12 protein-coding genes and 1 rRNA gene are annotated in these 17,666 nt (G+C 72.6%); 1 reads left to right on the top strand and 12 read right to left on the bottom strand.

Annotated features, from left to right (window positions below):
- Window positions 1–142: 142 nt before the first annotated feature.
- The 9 genes from IE326_RS15895 to IE326_RS15855 all read right to left on the bottom strand — a co-directional run bounded on the left by IE326_RS15895 (window position 143) and on the right by IE326_RS15855 (window position 10,696).
- Window positions 143–1,667, bottom strand: a 16S ribosomal RNA gene (locus IE326_RS15895).
- 558 nt (window positions 1,668–2,225) lie between these two features.
- Complete coding sequence (locus tag IE326_RS15890; RefSeq protein WP_150228447.1) at window positions 2,226–2,849, bottom strand: hypothetical protein; 624 nt, start codon at window positions 2,847–2,849, stop codon at window positions 2,226–2,228.
- A gap of 107 nt (window positions 2,850–2,956) precedes the next feature.
- Entirely contained in the window at window positions 2,957–4,411 is a 1,455-nt protein-coding gene (ahcY, locus tag IE326_RS15885; protein WP_190041833.1) for an adenosylhomocysteinase, read from the bottom strand.
- Window positions 4,412–4,709: 298 nt separating this feature from the next.
- The gene (locus tag IE326_RS15880; RefSeq protein ID WP_150228449.1) at window positions 4,710–5,675 is read right to left on the bottom strand and encodes a cation diffusion facilitator family transporter; all 966 of its coding nucleotides are present in this window, start codon (window positions 5,673–5,675) and stop codon (window positions 4,710–4,712) included.
- Window positions 5,676–5,753: 78 nt separating this feature from the next.
- Window positions 5,754–6,905: a mannose-6-phosphate isomerase, class I gene (gene manA, locus IE326_RS15875; protein WP_150228450.1), complete on the bottom strand. Its 1,152-nt coding sequence runs from the start codon at window positions 6,903–6,905 to the stop codon at window positions 5,754–5,756.
- A gap of 220 nt (window positions 6,906–7,125) precedes the next feature.
- Window positions 7,126–8,274, bottom strand: coding sequence for an SIS domain-containing protein (locus tag IE326_RS15870; protein WP_190041832.1), 1,149 nt, complete (start codon window positions 8,272–8,274; stop codon window positions 7,126–7,128).
- Between the two features lie 116 nt (window positions 8,275–8,390).
- Window positions 8,391–8,573, bottom strand: a complete 183-nt coding sequence (locus IE326_RS15865; RefSeq protein ID WP_030759738.1) for a Trm112 family protein — start codon at window positions 8,571–8,573, stop codon at window positions 8,391–8,393.
- A gap of 104 nt (window positions 8,574–8,677) precedes the next feature.
- Window positions 8,678–10,045 carry a phosphomannomutase/phosphoglucomutase gene (locus IE326_RS15860; RefSeq protein WP_190041831.1) on the bottom strand — a complete coding sequence of 456 codons (1,368 nt, stop codon included), beginning with the start codon at window positions 10,043–10,045 and terminating at the stop codon, window positions 8,678–8,680.
- Window positions 10,046–10,261: 216 nt separating this feature from the next.
- Complete coding sequence (locus tag IE326_RS15855; protein ID WP_078955400.1) at window positions 10,262–10,696, bottom strand: DUF3499 domain-containing protein; 435 nt, start codon at window positions 10,694–10,696, stop codon at window positions 10,262–10,264.
- 300 nt (window positions 10,697–10,996) lie between these two features.
- On the opposite strand from IE326_RS15855, the gene IE326_RS15850 reads away from it, so the two are divergent.
- Window positions 10,997–11,461, top strand: coding sequence for a metallopeptidase family protein (locus IE326_RS15850; protein ID WP_150232749.1), 465 nt, complete (start codon window positions 10,997–10,999; stop codon window positions 11,459–11,461).
- A 241-nt stretch (window positions 11,462–11,702) separates the two neighbouring features.
- On the opposite strand, the gene IE326_RS15845 is transcribed toward IE326_RS15850, so the two are convergent.
- The 3 genes from IE326_RS15845 to IE326_RS15835 all read right to left on the bottom strand — a co-directional run bounded on the left by IE326_RS15845 (window position 11,703) and on the right by IE326_RS15835 (window position 17,620).
- A complete protein-coding gene (locus tag IE326_RS15845; RefSeq protein ID WP_190041830.1) occupies window positions 11,703–13,244 on the bottom strand; it encodes a DUF5719 family protein in 1,542 nt (513 codons plus the stop codon).
- Window positions 13,241–17,086, bottom strand: coding sequence for a glycosyltransferase (locus tag IE326_RS15840; protein ID WP_190041829.1), 3,846 nt, complete (start codon window positions 17,084–17,086; stop codon window positions 13,241–13,243). Before IE326_RS15840 ends, IE326_RS15845 begins: the two co-directional genes overlap by 4 nt.
- Before the next feature lie 267 nt (window positions 17,087–17,353).
- Entirely contained in the window at window positions 17,354–17,620 is a 267-nt protein-coding gene (locus tag IE326_RS15835; RefSeq protein ID WP_030759721.1) for a WhiB family transcriptional regulator, read from the bottom strand.
- Between the last annotated feature and the right edge of the window lie 46 nt (window positions 17,621–17,666).

Raw genomic sequence — 17,666 nt, 5'->3', positions numbered from 1 at the left:
GGCACGATCTCTTGAGGTCTCTTCACGTTCCACGCCGAAGCAGTACTGGTGAAGGACTCGCCTGATCGTGCCAACTAATCAACGTTCCACCCATGAGCTGACCGTGCAGAACGTTTGCCTGCAATCGGTATGTGCTCCTTAGAAAGGAGGTGATCCAGCCGCACCTTCCGGTACGGCTACCTTGTTACGACTTCGTCCCAATCGCTGGTCCCACCTTCGACAGCTCCCTCCCCGAGGGGTTGGGCCACCGGCTTCGGGTGTTACCGACTTTCGTGACGTGACGGGCGGTGTGTACAAGGCCCGGGAACGTATTCACCGCAGCAATGCTGATCTGCGATTACTAGCAACTCCGACTTCATGGGGTCGAGTTGCAGACCCCAATCCGAACTGAGACCGGCTTTTTGAGATTCGCTCCGCCTCGCGGCATCGCAGCTCTTTGTACCGGCCATTGTAGCACGTGTGCAGCCCAAGACATAAGGGGCATGATGACTTGACGTCGTCCCCACCTTCCTCCGAGTTGACCCCGGCGGTCTCCTGTGAGTCCCCATCACCCCGAAGGGCATGCTGGCAACACAGGACAAGGGTTGCGCTCGTTGCGGGACTTAACCCAACATCTCACGACACGAGCTGACGACAGCCATGCACCACCTGTATACCGACCACAAGGGGGGCACCATCTCTGGCGCTTTCCGGTATATGTCAAGCCTTGGTAAGGTTCTTCGCGTTGCGTCGAATTAAGCCACATGCTCCGCTGCTTGTGCGGGCCCCCGTCAATTCCTTTGAGTTTTAGCCTTGCGGCCGTACTCCCCAGGCGGGGAACTTAATGCGTTAGCTGCGGCACCGACGACGTGGAATGTCGCCAACACCTAGTTCCCAACGTTTACGGCGTGGACTACCAGGGTATCTAATCCTGTTCGCTCCCCACGCTTTCGCTCCTCAGCGTCAGTAATGGCCCAGAGATCCGCCTTCGCCACCGGTGTTCCTCCTGATATCTGCGCATTTCACCGCTACACCAGGAATTCCGATCTCCCCTACCACACTCTAGCCTGCCCGTATCGGATGCAGACCCGGGGTTAAGCCCCGGGCTTTCACACCCGACGTGACAAGCCGCCTACGAGCTCTTTACGCCCAATAATTCCGGACAACGCTTGCGCCCTACGTATTACCGCGGCTGCTGGCACGTAGTTAGCCGGCGCTTCTTCTGCAGGTACCGTCACTTTCGCTTCTTCCCTGCTGAAAGAGGTTTACAACCCGAAGGCCGTCATCCCTCACGCGGCGTCGCTGCATCAGGCTTTCGCCCATTGTGCAATATTCCCCACTGCTGCCTCCCGTAGGAGTCTGGGCCGTGTCTCAGTCCCAGTGTGGCCGGTCGCCCTCTCAGGCCGGCTACCCGTCGTCGCCTTGGTGGGCCGTTACCCCACCAACAAGCTGATAGGCCGCGGGCTCATCCTTCACCGCCGGAGCTTTCCACCCGTCAAGATGCCTTGACAGGTCGTATCCGGTATTAGACCCCGTTTCCAGGGCTTGTCCCAGAGTGAAGGGCAGATTGCCCACGTGTTACTCACCCGTTCGCCACTAATCCACCCCGAAGGGCTTCATCGTTCGACTTGCATGTGTTAAGCACGCCGCCAGCGTTCGTCCTGAGCCAGGATCAAACTCTCCGTGAATGTTTACCCGTGATCGGGTCACACTCGCGTTGAGCGGGACAGACGAGCCGGAATAGGGCCCGCTGTCCACAGCGTCCTCGCTGTGTTATCGCCACCCCCCCGAAGAGGATGGACTTTTCAAAGGAACCTCGACCAACCGGAACCGGCTGGACGGGGTATCAACTAATCTGGCGTTGATTTTTGGCACGCTGTTGAGTTCTCAAGGTGCGGACGCTTCCTTCAGTCCCGTTTCCGGGCCCTCCGGGCGCTTCCTTCGTTTCCGACTCTATCAGATCTTTCCGACCCGATTTCCTCGGTGCTTTCCGGTCCGAGTTTTTGTTTTCTCGGGCCTTCCGGCGCTTTCCGACTTTATCAGAATCATTTTCGGCCGCCTAATCGGTGGCTTTTCGTGATTTGCTGCAAAGAATCGGAAGTGAGTCAGACTCTAGTTGATTACTGCCGAGCTGTCCAGCTCTAGGCAACCATCTGAATCTACCTCCCCGCGTCCACCGTGTCAACGGTTTTTTCGGGCACCGGAGGAGACTAGCAGCTCGTCAGGGTGCGACGCACATCTGACGGTCAGGTGGCGGGGGGAAAGACCGAGGGTGGCGTGTCGAGGTCTTCGAGTTCGATGCCGGGGGCGGCGAGGACGACGTCGCCGGCGATGTGGACGGTGTGCCGTTCTCCCGTGTCCAGGGTGGTGACCTCGTACGCGTCGACGGTCAGGGTGCCCAGGTCGGTGGGGTGCGGGGTGGTCTCCCGCAGGGCCCAGGACTGGTCGACGGTGAGGGGGGCGAGGACCGGGTCCGTGAAGGCGACGAGCCGGACGCGGGTCTCGGGGGAGGCGGGGGTGAGGCGGAGCAGGCGGGTGAGCGCGACGAGGAACGCGGGGGACGTGCCGGTGAAGGCGTGGGCGCGGACGTTGCCTTCGGTGGCGTGGGTTCCGGTGGGGTCGGTGCGGACCCAGGTGACGCCGTCGAGGGCCGCACCTCGGACCTGCCAGCTCGACGCGTGGAGTTCCAGGCGGATGGGGCGGCCGAGTTCGTCGACGGCCAGGTCGACGGAGCCTCGGTGGTCGCCGCCGGGGGCGGTGGTCTGGGAGACGTAGCGCCAGCCGGAGGGGCCGGGGGCGCAGTGGAAGTGCTCCTCGCCGAGGGGGGTGTGGTCGTGCGGGTCGTGGAGCGAGTAGCGGCCGCGGGGCATCGCGTGGTCCTCGGATCGGTCGGTGGGAGACGGGGCAGGCCCCCGGCACGGGGTGCCGGGGGCCTGCTGGGGTCGTCGCGTCGCCCGGTCGTGCGCCGGGAAACGGATCAGTAGCGGTAGTGGTCGGGCTTGTACGGGCCCTCGACCGGGACGCCGATGTAGGCGGCCTGCTCCGGACGCAGCGTCGTGAGCTTCACGCCCAGCGCGTCGAGGTGGAGACGGGCGACCTTCTCGTCCAGGTGCTTCGGGAGGGTGTACACGTCGGTCGGGTACTGCTCCGGCTTCGTGAACAGCTCGATCTGCGCCAGGGTCTGGTCCGCGAAGGAGTTCGACATCACGAACGACGGATGACCCGTCGCGTTGCCCAGGTTCAGCAGCCGGCCCTCGGACAGGACGATGACGACCTTGCCGTCCTCGAACGTCCACGTGTGGACCTGCGGCTTCACCTCGTCCTTCACGATCCCCGGAATCCTCGCCAGACCCGCCATGTCGATCTCGTTGTCGAAGTGACCGATGTTGCCCACGATCGCCTGGTGCTTCATCCGGGCGATGTCGGACGCCATGATGATGTCCTTGTTGCCCGTCGTCGTGATGAAGATGTCCGCCGTCTCCACCACGTCGTCCAGCGTCGCGACCTGATAGCCGTCCATCGCCGCCTGCAGCGCGCAGATCGGGTCGATCTCCGTGACGATCACCCGCGCGCCCTGGCCCCGCAGCGACTCCGCGCAGCCCTTGCCGACATCGCCGTAACCGCACACCACGGCCGTCTTGCCGCCGATGAGGACGTCCGTGGCACGGTTGATGCCGTCGATCAGGGAGTGGCGGCAGCCGTACTTGTTGTCGAACTTCGACTTCGTCACCGCGTCGTTCACGTTGATCGCCGGGAAGAGCAGGGTGCCGGCCTGCATCATCTCGTAGAGGCGGTGGACGCCGGTGGTGGTCTCCTCGGTGACGCCGCGGATGTCGGACGCCAGCTGGGTCCACTTCTGCGGGGACTCGACGAGGGTGCGGTTGAGGAGCTGGAGGATGTAGCCGTACTCCTCGCTGTCCGCGGTGGACGGGTCCGGGGCCGAGCCGGCCTTCTCGAACTCGACGCCCTTGTGGACGAGGAGGGTGGCGTCACCACCGTCGTCGAGGATCATGTTCGGGCCGCCGGTGGGCGAGTTCGGCCAGGTGAGGGCCTGCTCGGTGCACCACCAGTACTCCTCCAGGGTCTCGCCCTTCCAGGCGAAGACCGGGACGCCCTGCGGGTTCTCCGGAGTGCCGTTCGGGCCGACGGCGATGGCCGCGGCGGCGTGGTCCTGGGTGGAGAAGATGTTGCAGGAGGCCCAGCGGACGTCGGCGCCGAGGGCGACGAGGGTCTCGATGAGGACGGCGGTCTGGACCGTCATGTGGAGGGAGCCGGTGATGCGGGCGCCGGCGAGCGGCTGCGTCTCGGCGTACTCACGGCGGATCGCCATCAGGCCGGGCATCTCGTGCTCGGCGAGGGTGATCTCCTTGCGCCCGAAGGCGGCGAGGGAGAGGTCGGCGACCTTGAAGTCCTGCTGTGCGGCAGTCGTCATGACTGTTGCTGCTCCTCGGTGGGATCGCGTTGCGAGGGTCGGTTGTGGCGCCTGACACCGCGACCTGGGCACCTGCGGGCACACGAATGCCCGGGTGGTTCGCGGTGCAGTCGTCGGAGGCCCTCTCTCCCTCGGCCGGTCCCCGAAGGGGCCGCCCGACCGCCATCAGCAGCGACGTCTGGCTCCTTCCGAATCTACACCGATCGGCGTGCCGGGTGCAGGGCGCATGGGCGAGGCCCCCGGGGCGGCGCGGTGCGCTCCGGGGGCCTCGACAGGGTGTTCGGCGGGTGGTGCGGGGTCAGTGGCCGCTGCCGCCGGGGGTGGCGGCCGGGTCGGCACCGGCCGCCGCGGCGGACTCGCTGTAGACGTCCGGCTCCAGGTAGATGACCCGGGCGATGGGGACGGCGGCGCGGATGCGCTCCTCGGCGGCGTCGATGGCGCGGGCCACCTCGGTGGCGGTCTCGTCGTGCGCGACGGCGATCTTGGCGGCGACGAGGAGCTCCTCGGGGCCGAGGTGGAGGGTGCGCATGTGGATGAGGCGGGTGACGGTCTCGCCGTCGACGATGGCGTCCTCGATCTTCTTCACCTCGTCGAGTCCGGCGGCCTCGCCGAGGAGCAGCGACTTGGTCTCCAGGGCGAGGACGATCGCGATGGCGATGAGCAGGACGCCGATGCAGAGGGTGCCGATGCCGTCCCAGACGCCGTCGCCGGTGGCGAGGGCGAGGCCGACGCCGCCGAGGGCGAGGACGAGGCCGACGAGGGCGCCGAGGTCCTCCAGGAGGACGACGGGGAGCTCGGGGGCCTTGGCGCGGCGGACGAACTCCTTCCAGCTCAGGCCGCCGCGGATCTGGTTGGACTCCTTGATGGCGGTGCGGAAGGAGAAGGACTCGGCGATGATCGCGAAGACCAGGACGCCGACCGGCCAGTACCAGGCCTCGATCGGGTGCGGGTCGTGGATCTTCTCGTAGCCCTCGTAGATGGCGAACATGCCGCCGACGGAGAAGAGGACGATGGAGACGAGGAAGGCGTAGATGTAGCGCTCGCGGCCGTAGCCGAAGGGGTGCTGGGGGGTGGCCTCGCGCTGGGCCTTCTTCCCGCCGAGCAGGAGCAGTCCCTGGTTGCCGGAGTCGGCGAGGGAGTGGACGCTCTCGGCGAGCATGGAGGACGAACCGCTGAAGAGGAACGCCACGAACTTGGCTACGGCGATCGCGAGGTTGGCGGCGAGGGCCGCCACGATCGCCTTGGTTCCGCCTGACGCGCTCATGGGTCTGTCTGTTCCCTTCGTCGATGCTCCGGCCCTGGTTCCGCGACCGCGGCCGTGGTACGGCCGGTCATTGTTGCATCAGGCCACGACGGTGGCCCGGAACACGGTGCCCGCTCCGGAGAGTTCGACGGCCTCGCCGGCCGGCACGAAGACCGATTCACCCGGGGACAAGGTGATTTCCCCTGCTTTCGGGTGTCCGGCGGTGGCGAGCAGGATCTGCGGGGTGGCGGCGGTCAGGTCGGTGGGGGCGGCGCCCTCGGCGCGTACGAGGCGGGAGAGGCGGAACTCGTCGATGGGGGTCTCGTAGACCTCCTCCCCCGACGGGGACGCCTCGGGGCGCAGGACGCCGGGGTCGGCGGGCTCGAAGCGGACGACGCGGAGGAGTTCGGGGACGTCGACGTGCTTGGGGGTGAGGCCGCAGCGGAGCACGTTGTCGCTGTTGGCCATGATCTCGACGCCGAGGCCGGAGAGGTAGGCGTGGGGGACGCCGGCGCCGAGGTAGAGGGCTTCGCCGGGCTGGAGCGTGACGTGGTGCAGGAGCATCGCGGCGATGACGCCGGGGTCGCCCGGGTAGTGGTGGGCGAGGGCGGCGTACGGGGCGTGGGCGCCGCCGAGCCGGTCGGCGGCCGCGGCGGCCTCGGCGACGGTGCGCGCCGTCTCGTCGGGGTCGGCGGTGAGCAGGGCCGTGAGGACCTCGCGGAGGGCGTCCTCCTCGGGGTGGGCGTGGAGGAGGTCCACGTACGGCTTGAGGGAGTCGACGCCGAGGGCGGCGAGGGTGTCGGCGGCCTCGGCGGGGGCGCGGAAGCCGCAGAAGCCCTCGAAGGGGGTGAGGGCGCAGATCAGCTCGGGCTTGTGGTTGTCGTCCTTGTACGTGCGGTGGGGGGCGTCGACCGGGATGCCGGCGGCCTCCTCGGCGGCGTACCCGGCGCGGGCCTGTGCCAGGTCGGGGTGGACCTGGAGGGAGAGCGGGGCGCCGGCGGCGAGCACCTTGAGGAGGAAGGGGAGACGGGGGCCGAACCTGTCGACGGCGGCCGGGCCCAGTTCGCGCACGGGGTCGGCCTCGATCAGGGCGTTCAGCGGGCCGCGGGCGGTGAGCGAGGGGGCACCGGGGTGGGCGCCCATCCACATCTCGGCCTGCGGCTCGCCGGTGGGGGCGGTGCCGAGCAGTTCCGGGATGGCCGTCGTGGAGCCCCAGGCGTAGGGGCGGACGGTGTTGACCAGGCGTTCCATGGTGCCTTCCAGCTCTTCGGGTGGTGACGGTGATGTGCCAGACGACAGATGACAGGGGGTGGGTAACGTGCGGGCGTCCGGGACCTGGCGGGCGGGTGGCCGGGGTCGTACGCCGGTGTGGCCCGGGGGCGTACGGCGGGGGGCGTACGCCGGGGGGCGGGGTTTCCTCGTCCGTTCCGGGGCGTCCGTCCAGGCGCGCGGGCCAGGTCAGGGGGCCAGGTCAGGGGGCCATGTGGCCGGAGGTCGCCAGGGAGAGGTAGACGGCGGCGAAGTCGGTGACGGCGAGGAGTTCCGCGAGGGTCTCCAGGGCGTCGCCCTCCTCGGGTTCGAGCTCGCTGACGGCGGTCTCGTGGCCGAGGGCGAGTTCGCGGGCGGCGGGGGCGGCGGTGAGGCCGCCGGCCGGGCGGTCGCGGAGGAGGACGACGCGGGCGCGCGGGGCCTGGGTCTCCTCGACCCGGTCGCGGAAGAAGTCGTCGGGGTCGGCCGCGGCGGCGTAGGCGCCGGTCAGGAGGACGCCGTGGGCGGGGAGCGCCTCGGGGAGCTCGGCGGCGAGCGCGGGGAGGCCGGCGAGTTCGGCGAGGACGGCGGCGAAGCGGCGGCCGGCCGGGCCCGCGGCGTCGCCCTCGGTCCAGATGAGGGGCAGCGACTCGGCGAGTTCGGCGGCGAGGGTCTTGGCCGGGTTGGAGTACGTGGCGATGGCCGGGCCGCAGCGTTCGGCGGTGCGGTCGAGCCGGTCGGCGACCCGCTCCAGGGCCTCGGGCGGGGCTTCGAGGAGGCCGACGCGGTCGAGGAGGGCGAGGAGCGGGGTGAAGAGGGCCCACAGGGCGCCGGGGCTGGCGGAGAGGTTCTCGCCGTACTCGTCGGGCTGCTCGTGGGGGGCCATCGCCAGGGGGACGAAGAGGCCGTGGGAGTCGCTGACGGCCTCGGAGAGCGGGGAGCCCTCGGGGGCGACGGCGACGACGGTGATGCCGCGGCGGTATGCCTGTCCGGCGAGGAGCGCGAGGCCGGGTTCGGAGCCGTCGGTGGTGGGCAGCAGGAGGAGGTCCACGGACCCGGCCCAGCCGGGGAGGGCCCAGCGCAGGGCGCCCGCGGCGGGGGCGACGCCGGTGGGCGCGAGCCGTACGACGGGGGCGGAGGCTCCGGCGAGGGCGCCGATCAGGTCGGCGACGCCGGCGGCGGCGGTGCCGGGGCCCGCGACGAGGACGGCGCGGGGACGGCCCTCGGGGCGGAGGTCGGCGATGCCGGCCTCGGCGGCGTGGCGGGCGGCGGTCCGGACCCGGGCGCCGGCCTCCGCGGCGCCGCGGAGCAGGCCGCGGCGGTCGGCCAGGGCGAGGGCGTCCGGTGCGTCTAGCAGGGTCTCGTCCAGCATGGGGGCCTCCGGGTGCGGTGCCGGGCGCGGGTGCGGTGCGGGTGCTCGGGGCGGGCGTGCGGCGGGGCGGGCCCGGGTGCCGGTCCCCGCGGCGCCGCGCGGCAGGCCGTGGCGGGTCAGGCGGGGCGGCGGGCCTCGTCGACGAGGAGGACCGGGATGTCGTCGCGTACGGGGTAGGCGAGGCCGCAGTCGGGGGAGGTGCAGACCAGCTCGGGGGTCTCGTCCGCCGTGCGGTCGTTCAGCGGGGCGTGACAGGCCGGGCAGGCCAGGATCTCCAGGAGGCCGGCTTCGAGCGGCATGGGGTGTCCCTTCGTACCAAGTGATCGGTGCTGGTCAGCCTACCGCCGGGTCCGGGCGGACGCGGCTCGGCGAGCGGCGTCCGCGCGGACCCGGCGGGGGGTGGTCAGGAGGTGGCGCGGACGAGGACGAGGACCTCGTCGCGGACCTCGGCCATGGTGGCCTCGTCGCGGGCCTCGACGTTGAGGCGGAGCAGCGGCTCGGTGTTGGACGGGCGGAGGTTGAACCACCAGTCGGCGGCGGAGACGGTGAGGCCGTCGAGCTCGTCGAGGGTGATGCCGTCGCGGCCCTCGTACACGGCCTTCACCGCGGCGGTCCTGGCGGCCTGGTCGGCGACGGTGGAGTTGATCTCGCCGGAGCCGGTGTAGCGGTCGTAGGCGGCGACCAGCTCGGACAGCGGGCCCTCCTGGCCGCCGAGGGCGGCGAGGACGTGGAGGGCTGCCAGCATGCCGGTGTCGGCGTTCCAGAAGTCCTTGAAGTAGTAGTGCGCGGAGTGCTCGCCGCCGAAGATGGCGCCGGTCTTCGCCATCTCCTCCTTGATGAAGGAGTGGCCGACGCGGGTGCGGACGGGGCTGCCGCCCTGCTCGCGGACGACCTCGGGGACGGACCAGGAGGTGATCAGGTTGTGGATGACCGTGCCGCCGGGGTGCCTGGCCAGTTCGCGGGCGGCGACGAGGGCGGTGATGGCGGACGGGGAGACCGGCTCGCCGCGCTCGTCGACGACGAAGCAGCGGTCGGCGTCGCCGTCGAAGGCGAGGCCGAGGTCGGCGCCCTCGGCGCGGACGCGGGCCTGGAGGTCGACGATGTTCTTCGGGTCGAGCGGGTTGGCCTCGTGGTTCGGGAAGGTGCCGTCGAGCTCGAAGTACATCGGGACGGTGTCGAGCGGGAGGCCGTCGAAGACGGTGGGGACGGTGTGGCCGCCCATGCCGTTGCCGGCGTCGACGACGACCTTCAGCGGGCGGATCGCGGTGAGGTCGACGAGGCCCTTGAGGTGGGCGGCGTAGTCGGCGAGGGTGTCCCGCTCGGTGACGGTGCCGGTGGTGGGGGCGGCCTCGGGGGCGCCCTCCTCCAGCCAGCGCTCGGCGAGTTCGCGGATCTCGGAGAGGCCGGTGTCCTGGCCGACGGGGGCGGCGCCCGCGCGGCACATCTTGATGCCGTTGTACTGCGCCGGGTTGTGGGAGGCGGTGAACATCGCTCCGGGGAGGCCGAGGCTGCCGGAGGCGAAGTACAGCTGGTCGGTGGAGCAGAGCCCGATGAGGGTGACGTCGGCGCCGAGGCGGGCCGCGCCGCGCGCGAAGGCGGCGGAGAGGCCGGGCGACGAGGGGCGCATGTCGTGGCCGACGACGATCGCGTCGGCGCCCGTCACCCGGACGAAGGCGGCGCCGAAGAGTTCGGCGAGTTCCTCGCCCCACTGGTCCGGGACGACCCCGCGGACGTCGTACGCCTTCACGATCTGCGACAGATCGGCAGTCACGGATCCACCCTCCTGAGTTCTCGGCACGCGTGTGCGGCGCGTGTGCGGAACGCCCAAACTACCCGGAGCGGGCGGGAGGGCACGCGGACGGTGGCTGGTTGTGGACGGCGTCGGAGCGCCGCGGGGGTGCGGCGGGGGGCGCCGGGTGCCGTGACGGTCGCCGTCGGCGGGAGCGGGCGGGGTGCCCGGCCGGGTGCCGTGGCGGGGTGGCGGCGGTCAGTTGTCGGGGGAACGGAGCACCCGGAGGTGGCCGCGGCGGCCGACCTCCATGGGGTCGCCGCCCCGGCCCGTGCCGGGCTTGCCGCCGGCCTCGGCGGCGCGCTCCTGGGGGCGGGCCGCTTCGCGGACCGCGTTGGCCAGGGCTTCGAGGTCGTCACCGCTGGGGCGGGTGGGGGCGGAGGCGTCGGAGAGCCGCACCACCTCCCAGCCGCGCGGGGCGGTGAGGCGCTCGCTGTGCTCGGCGCACAGGTCGTAGCAGTGGGGCTCGGCGTAGGTGGCGAGCGGGCCGAGGACCGCGGTCGAGTCGGCATAGACGTACGTCAGTGTCGCGACGGCAGGGCGGCCGCACGCGGTGCGCGAACAGCGACGTACAGGGCTCACGACGTTGGACGGTACCGCACTCTTGACCGGGCCGCGACGACTCTCCCCCAGGTCACTCCACCGTGTCGCGGTGTGACGTCCGACACCCCCCTTCGAGTGGTACCCGTTCCGACCTGCGGAGGAAGGGACGCAAGGGGGGTGGCACCAGGGGTGATTCGGACAGGGAAGGGGAGAAATCCGGTCAGGCGCGGCCAGATGGCCGATCGTGAGCCGGTGCCGAATCGTGCCCGGGGACGGCCGGAATGTTCAGGTTTCGACAGGGGCGGGGGGGCCGGGGTGGTGCGGGACGCGCCGTTCGGCGGGGAAACGCCACGGTGCGGAGTGACCCAGGAGAGTTACGCTGCGTCAGTGATGGACACTCCTGTGCCGCCCGTGCCGCCGAGCCCCCCGCAGAACTCCGGGGAGCCTCCGGCCGAGCCGCGGGTCCGCCGCCGCGACCGCCACGGCCGCGGGATGCGGGGACCCGTCGCGCCGCCGCAGGTCCCGCTGTCCCAGAGCCGCGCGGACACCTTCCGCGATCTGGTGCTGGACTCGGTGGAGCGCCTGGAGCGGCGCTGGCCGCAGCTCCAGGACGTGGACTTCATGATCCTGGAGGTGCCCCCGGCGCTGACGGGCGAGATCGTGCCGCTGGGCGGGTCCGTGCCGGCCGAGAAGCGGGAGCCCGCGCGGGTCGTCGTCTACCGGCGGCCGGTCGAGCTCCGCTCCAAGTCCCGCGAGGAGCGGGCGGCGCTGGTCCACGAGGTCGTGGTGGAGCAGGTCGCCGAGCTGCTCGGCCTCTCCCCCGAGTCGGTCGATCCCCGGTACGGGCAGGACTGAGGTCGGACGGGAGCTGTACGGGCAGGGCTGAGACCGGGCGGGCGGGAGCGGTACGGGCAGGGCCGCGACCCGGCGCGCGGGACCGGGAGCGGTACGGACAGGACTGAGGTCGGGCGGGCGCGACCGGGCCGGGGCGCTTCGCCGGGGCCGGGGCCGGGCGGCTTCACCCGGACCGGCGCGAGGCGCCTTCGCCGGGGCCGGGCCGGGACCGGTGGGGTCCCGGCCGCCGCCGGTGCGGGTCTCAGTCGTCCAGGACCCCCAGGTCCTGGCGGGCGGTCGGGACCTGGACCGTGCCCCGGTCGTCGACGAGGGTCTGGACGGTGAACATCGGGATGCCGTCCTCCGTGACGGTGAGGGACCGCGCCGCGTGGACCGGGCCGCCCGAGACCGGTTCGACGGTCACCGCGTAGGAACCCTTGACGCCCTTCGGGGCCAGGTCGGCGAGGACGGTCGTGGTGCCGCCCTTGACCGTGACCGTACGGGTGGCGGGGGCGCCGCCCTCCGTGCCGGCCGAGGCCGTCACCTTCACCTGGGCGTCCGTCTCGGACGCGGTGAGGGTCAGGACGGTGCCCTCGGCGCGGTTGTCGGCGACCGTGGCCCGGGCGGCGATCGGGGCCGTCGCCGGGATGAACGCCAGCTCCTGGTCGGATCCCTTGCCGCGGACCACCCGGAGCGCGGCCACCACGGGGACCGGCTTCTTGGGGTCGCTGGGGGTGAGCAGCAGGGAGGCGGCGGCGCCCCGGGTGAGGTCGGGCAGGTCGACGGAGGCCGTCATGCCGGCCTTGACGTGCAGGGACTCGGCGGCGGCGGGGACGATCGTGCCGTTCGGGGTGACCAGCTGGATCTTCAGGTCGGCGTCGGACTCGCCGGGGGCGAGGGCGACGAGCCGGACGCCGGTGGCGTCGGCCGGGATGCCGGGGAGCACGGCGCGGGCCGCCGGGTCGGCGGAGGCGGCGAGCCAGTCGCTGCCGAGGCCGTCGGCGGCGGAGCCGAGGACGGCGCCGACCCGGCCGGAGCGGGTGGTGACGTGCGCCGTCAGGTTCTCCTGGGCGCCCTCGGAGAGGAGGGGGCCCAGGAGGACGGGGACGGTGGAGTGCGGGGGGACCTCGACGCCGCTCTGGGCGACGGAGGTCTTCAGCTCGCCCTCGGGGCCGTACAGCTCGATGTCGGCGACGGCGATGCCGTCGTCCGGGTTGGTGAGGTGGATGTAGTCGGAGCGGCCCTTGCCGGTGGAGGCGCCCGGGAACCAGAAGTCGGTGTCCGGGGCGGAGCAGGTGACGCCGAGCAGGCCGCGGGCGGCGCCGGCCGTGACGAGGGTGGTCTGCTGGACGGTCCAGCCGGGGGCGAGGGCGCCGGTGGCGGTGCCGGTGAGGCCGTGGGTGACGGCGCCGTCCGTCTCGGCGGAGACGGGCTTGCCGGGGGCGGTGACGGTGGCGGGGGCCTTCGGGGCCTTGCCCTTCTTGCCGGTGGCGCCGGACCCCTTCGGCTTCTCGGCGACGGCGAGGACGGCGGCGGGCTTGGTGGCCTCGCCCTCGCCGGCCGGGGCCGGGGCCCCGGTGCCGGCCGGGGTGAAGGAGGTGGTGCGCGTCTCGGCGATCTCCGAGGTGCTGGGTGCCGGGCAGAGCAGGCTGGTCCGCTCGACCGGGAGCCGGGCCGCCTGGGGTGCCGGGGCGGCGGAGGCGGCGGACGCGGCGGGGTCGCCGGGGGCGGTCATCGCGGCGAAGCCGGTGACGGCGGCGAGGGCGGTGGCGACCGCGATCAGGGTGAGGGGGGTGCGCTTCACTGGTTGCTGCTCCCGTCGGGACGCCGCTCGGTCTCGTGGCCCTGCGGGTATCCGTGGTCGTAGCCGGGGTAGCCCTCCTGCGGGGGGTACGCCTGCGGGTTCTGCGGGTCGTGGTCCGGCGCGGCGGGGTAGCCGCCCTGCGGGCCGTACGCCTGTCGGTCGTAGCCCTGCGGGTCGTAGCCCTGCGGGTCATAACCCTGCCGGCCGTAATCCTGCTGGTCGTAGCCCTGGGGCTCGTACCCCTGCCGGCCGTAGTCCTGGGTGCCGTAGCCGTCCTGGGCCGGGTGGCCCTCCTGGGCCGGGTGGCCCTCCTGGGCCGGGTGGCTCTCCTGAGCGGGGTAGCCGTCCTGGGCCGGGTAGTCCTGGGCCGGGTAGTCCTGCTGGGGGTACGCGTACGCCTGCTGCTGGTACGGGTCGGCGGCGTACTCCTGCGGGTAGCCCTGCTGGTCGTAGCCCTGGGCGTACGGCTGCTGGGCGTAGGCCGGCTCGGGCTCCGGGGCGGGCCACTCCTCCGGTTCGGCGGTCCGCCGGCCGGGGATCGGGGCGGGCTCGCCGGGCGGGCCGGGGGGCTGCTCGGCAGCGGCCTCGGCCTCCGCGGCGGCGCGCAGGCGGCGGGCGCGGCGGCCGTCGCCGTCGGTGGGCTGGGCCGGGATGGCCGCCTCCTCCTCGGGCAGGTCGTCGTCGATCTCGCGGCGGCGGCCGGGGAGGGCGAGGACGACGAGGACGACGGCGAGGCCGAGCTGGGTCCAGATCCAGACCGTGTGGGCGAACGGCTCGTCGTGGGTGAGGTCGAGGCGGCCGCCGTTCGGCGGGAGCTGGAAGCCCTGGGCCCAGCCGTCGAGGGTGGTCGGGGTGAGCGCGGTGCCGTCGAGGGTGGCGGTCCAGCCCTCGTCGGCGCGGTCGGCGACGCGCAGGACGCGTCCGGCGGGGCCGGCCGGGATGTCGGCGTGGGCCTCGACGGGTCCGGCGGGGACCAGGACGGCCTTGGCCGCGGCGGTGTCCGCGGCGGCGCCGGTCTTGGCGGCGGGCGGGACGATCATCACGCGGGCGATCTCGCGGTCGACGCGCCAGAGGGCGGCGCCGTCGAGCTGGCTGAGCCGGGAGAGGCCGGGGGTGGTGTCGAGGACGCGGCTCATCTGGCGGGGCGAGCCGTCCTTCACGAGGACGTACCGGATGGCGAAGGCGCTCAGTTCCTGCGTCTGGTCGGCGCCGGAGCCGGCGACGAGCTTGGCGACGACGGAGTCGAGGCGGGGGTCGGGCTCGGCGGTCGCGGTCAGCTCGGCGTCGCCGAGGCGGGCGCCGGAGCCGCGGACCAGGGTGTAGTCGACCGCGCCGGGCGAGGTGCCGGCGAGGACGAGGGTGCGGGGCTGGTCCTCCTGGCCGCTCTCCTCGGCGACGAAGGCGGGGACCTGGACGGGGTCGCGGCGGGTCAGCGGGCCGTCGGCGCCGCCGATCATCCAGCTCGCGGCGGCGACGGCGGGGCCGACGGCGCAGGCGAGGGCGATGAGGGCGGCGACGGGCTGGCGCCAGCCGAAGCCGTGGGCGGCGACGCGGGTGCGGCCGCCCTCGGCGCCGATCATGCCGGCGGCGATGAGGGCGGAGCCGTAGACGAGGGTGGCGGGGCCGGCCCAGCCGGTGCCGCCGGCGCCGTTGGTGAGCGCGGCGAGGAGGAGGCCCGCGAGGGCGGCGGCCCAGGCGGCGAGGACGGCGAAGCGGCGCTCCTCGCGGAGCAGCGCGGCGAGCCCGGCGAGGACCAGGCCGATCAGGAGGAGGCCGCCGGTGGTGCCGGGGCCGCCCGGGTCGCCCGCGAGGAGGTCGACGGCGGAGGCGGTGCCGGTGTTCAGGTCGAGTCCGGCCTCGTGGAGGAAGGCCGAGGGGCTGGTCAGCAGGGAGAGCGACCAGGGGGCCAGGGCGAGGACCGGGGTGCCGACGGCGGCGAGGAAGCGGAGCCCGTACGCGGTGATGTCGTCGCGGCGGACGGCGAGGACGCCGAGGCCGAGGAGGACCGCGAGCGGCCAGACGGCCGGGGTGAAGGCGGTGGTGACGGTGAGCAGCAGGGCGTAGGCCCAGGTGGCGCGCCAGCTGCCGCGGTCGGGGCGGTTGAAGCCGTGGGCGGCGACGGCGGCGCGGGCGATCAGCGGGAGCAGGACGGCGAGGATCGCGGTGCCGAGCCGGCCGGTGGCGAGGGCGCCGGTGGCGGCGGGCAGGAAGGCGTAGGCGATGGCGCCCCAGGCGAGCAGGAGGCGGGAGCCGACGAGGCCGCGGGCGGCGAAGTAGGCGGTGAAGCCGGCGAGCGGGACCGAGCAGACGAGCAGGACGGTCAGCGCGGTGGAGGTGGAGCCGAGGAAGAGGGCGGAGAGCGCGGCGAGGATCCCGAGGTACGGCGGGGCGGTCTGGGTGCCGCCGGTGCCGAGGGTGTGCCACGCGTCCGCGTACCGGTTCCAGAGCTCGGAGACGGTGTCGGGGGCCGGGAGCAGGACGCCGCCGGCGAGGGAGCCGCCGGCGAAGAGGTTGCGGCAGGCGACGAGGGAGACGACGAGGAGGAGGGCGAAGAGGACCGGTCCGGGCTTGCGGGCGATCTTCTTCAGGCGGGCGAACTGCTCGATCTCCAGGAAGTCGGCGTCGTCGCCGCCGGGGCCGGACTCGACGGCGCCGTGGCGGGAGCCGGAGTCGGCGTCGTCCTCGCCGAAGTGGGAGGCGATCTGTTCGGCGGCGGCGCGGACGGTGGCGCCGGGCGGCGGGAAGAGGGGGCGGAGCTCGCCCGGGGGGACCGCGGGGTTCTTGCGCCGGGTGCGGGCGGCGAGGATCTTCTCGGGCCGCAGCAGGGTGGTGAGGAGGCCCATGATCTCGTCGACGGCCTGGCCGGGGGCCTTGCCGACGAGGAGGACGAGGGTGCGCAGCAGGGTGCCGAGGACGAGCCGCAGCAGGATGTACGGGAGGGCGCGGCCGCGGCTGTTGGCGAGCAGCGTGTAGACGGCGGCTGCCTTGTCGACGCGGTGCGGGCTGGCGGCGGTGCGGCCCGCGCAGTCGACGGAGCGGCGCTCGCGGGCGGACGCCTCGGCGTGCCGGAGGACGGCGTCGGGGGCGACGAGGACGCGGTGTCCGGCGGCGTGGGCGCGCCAGCAGAGGTCGACGTCGTCGCGCATGAGGGGCAGGCGGCGGTCGAAGCCGCCGAGCTCCTCGAAGACGTCCCGGCGGATGAGCATGCCGGCGGTGGAGACGGAGAGGACGGGGCGGATCTGGTCGTGCTGGCCCTGGTCCTGTTCGCGGCGGTCGAGGCCGGTCCAGCGGCGGCCGCTGCGGGCGATGGTGACGCCCGCTTCGAGGAGCTGCTTGCGGTCGTACCAGCCGCGCAGTTTGGGGCCGATGACGGCGGCGTACGCGTCGGAGTCGGCGACGCGCAGGAGTTCGGCGAGGGCGCCGGGCTCGGGGGCGCAGTCGTCGTGGAGCAGCCAGAGCCACTGGACGGGGTCGCCGTGCGGGAGTTCGGGGAGGTCGTACGCCTCGTCGTTCCAGCTGCGGGTGACGGGGTCCCAGCCGCTGGGGCGCTTGAGGTAGGGCAGGTCCTCGGGTCCGAGCAGGGGCGCGGTGCGGACCGCCTCGTCGACGGCGGCGCCGAAGCCGGTGCGGCGGGCGAGGTGCAGGACGCGGTCGTCCCCGACGGCTTCGGCGACGAGCCGTGCGGACTCGTCGGCGCTGCCGGTGTCGGCGGCGACGACGCTCTGCACCGGGCGCTCCTGGGCGAGCAGCCCGGAGAGCGCGTCGGGCAGCCAGCGGGCTCCGTCGTGGGTGACGAGCACGGCGGTGACGACGTGCCTGGGGAACTCAGGAGTTGAGGACATCGAGCTACGGGCCCTCCGGCCGGGGTCGCCCGCGACGGGGCGTGGGAGCGGCTTGGACGGAGGCCCACACTAACGGCTGTGGCGGGAGGGGTCCGCCCCTGTGGACGGCGGCCTGTGGACGACGGGGGCGGTCGTCGTCCTCCGCTCACCCGTCGGTGTCGTCCCCCCGTACGTGAAACGGTCCGCCTCCTGTGCCGGGCACAGGGACGGACCGTGGGGGTCTTCGCCGGGGTCTTCGCGGGGGTCGTTTTCCGGCCGACCGGCGGTTCAGACGGCGGCCTTCTTGAGGCGGCGGCGCTCGCGCTCGGAGAGGCCGCCCCAGATGCCGAAGCGCTCGTCGTTCTGGAGGGCGTACTCCAGGCATTCGGAGCGGACTTCGCAGGCGAGGCAGACCTTCTTGGCCTCTCGGGTCGAGCCGCCCTTCTCGGGGAAGAAGGACTCGGGGTCGGTCTGGGCGCACAGCGCGCGCTCCTGCCAGCCGAGTTCCTCGTCCGCGTCCTCGACCAGCAGCAGTTCCTGGAACAACTCGGTCATCTGCGCCCCTCGTCTGTCTGTGCGTCCCGTGGTGTGGCCGTGATCG

The organism is Streptomyces filamentosus (assembly GCF_014654895.1).
Classification (GTDB): Bacteria; Actinomycetota; Actinomycetes; order Streptomycetales; family Streptomycetaceae; genus Streptomyces; species Streptomyces filamentosus.
The sequence above is the reverse complement of the archived record's forward strand: the minus strand, read 5'-3'. Positions and strand labels throughout refer to the sequence as shown.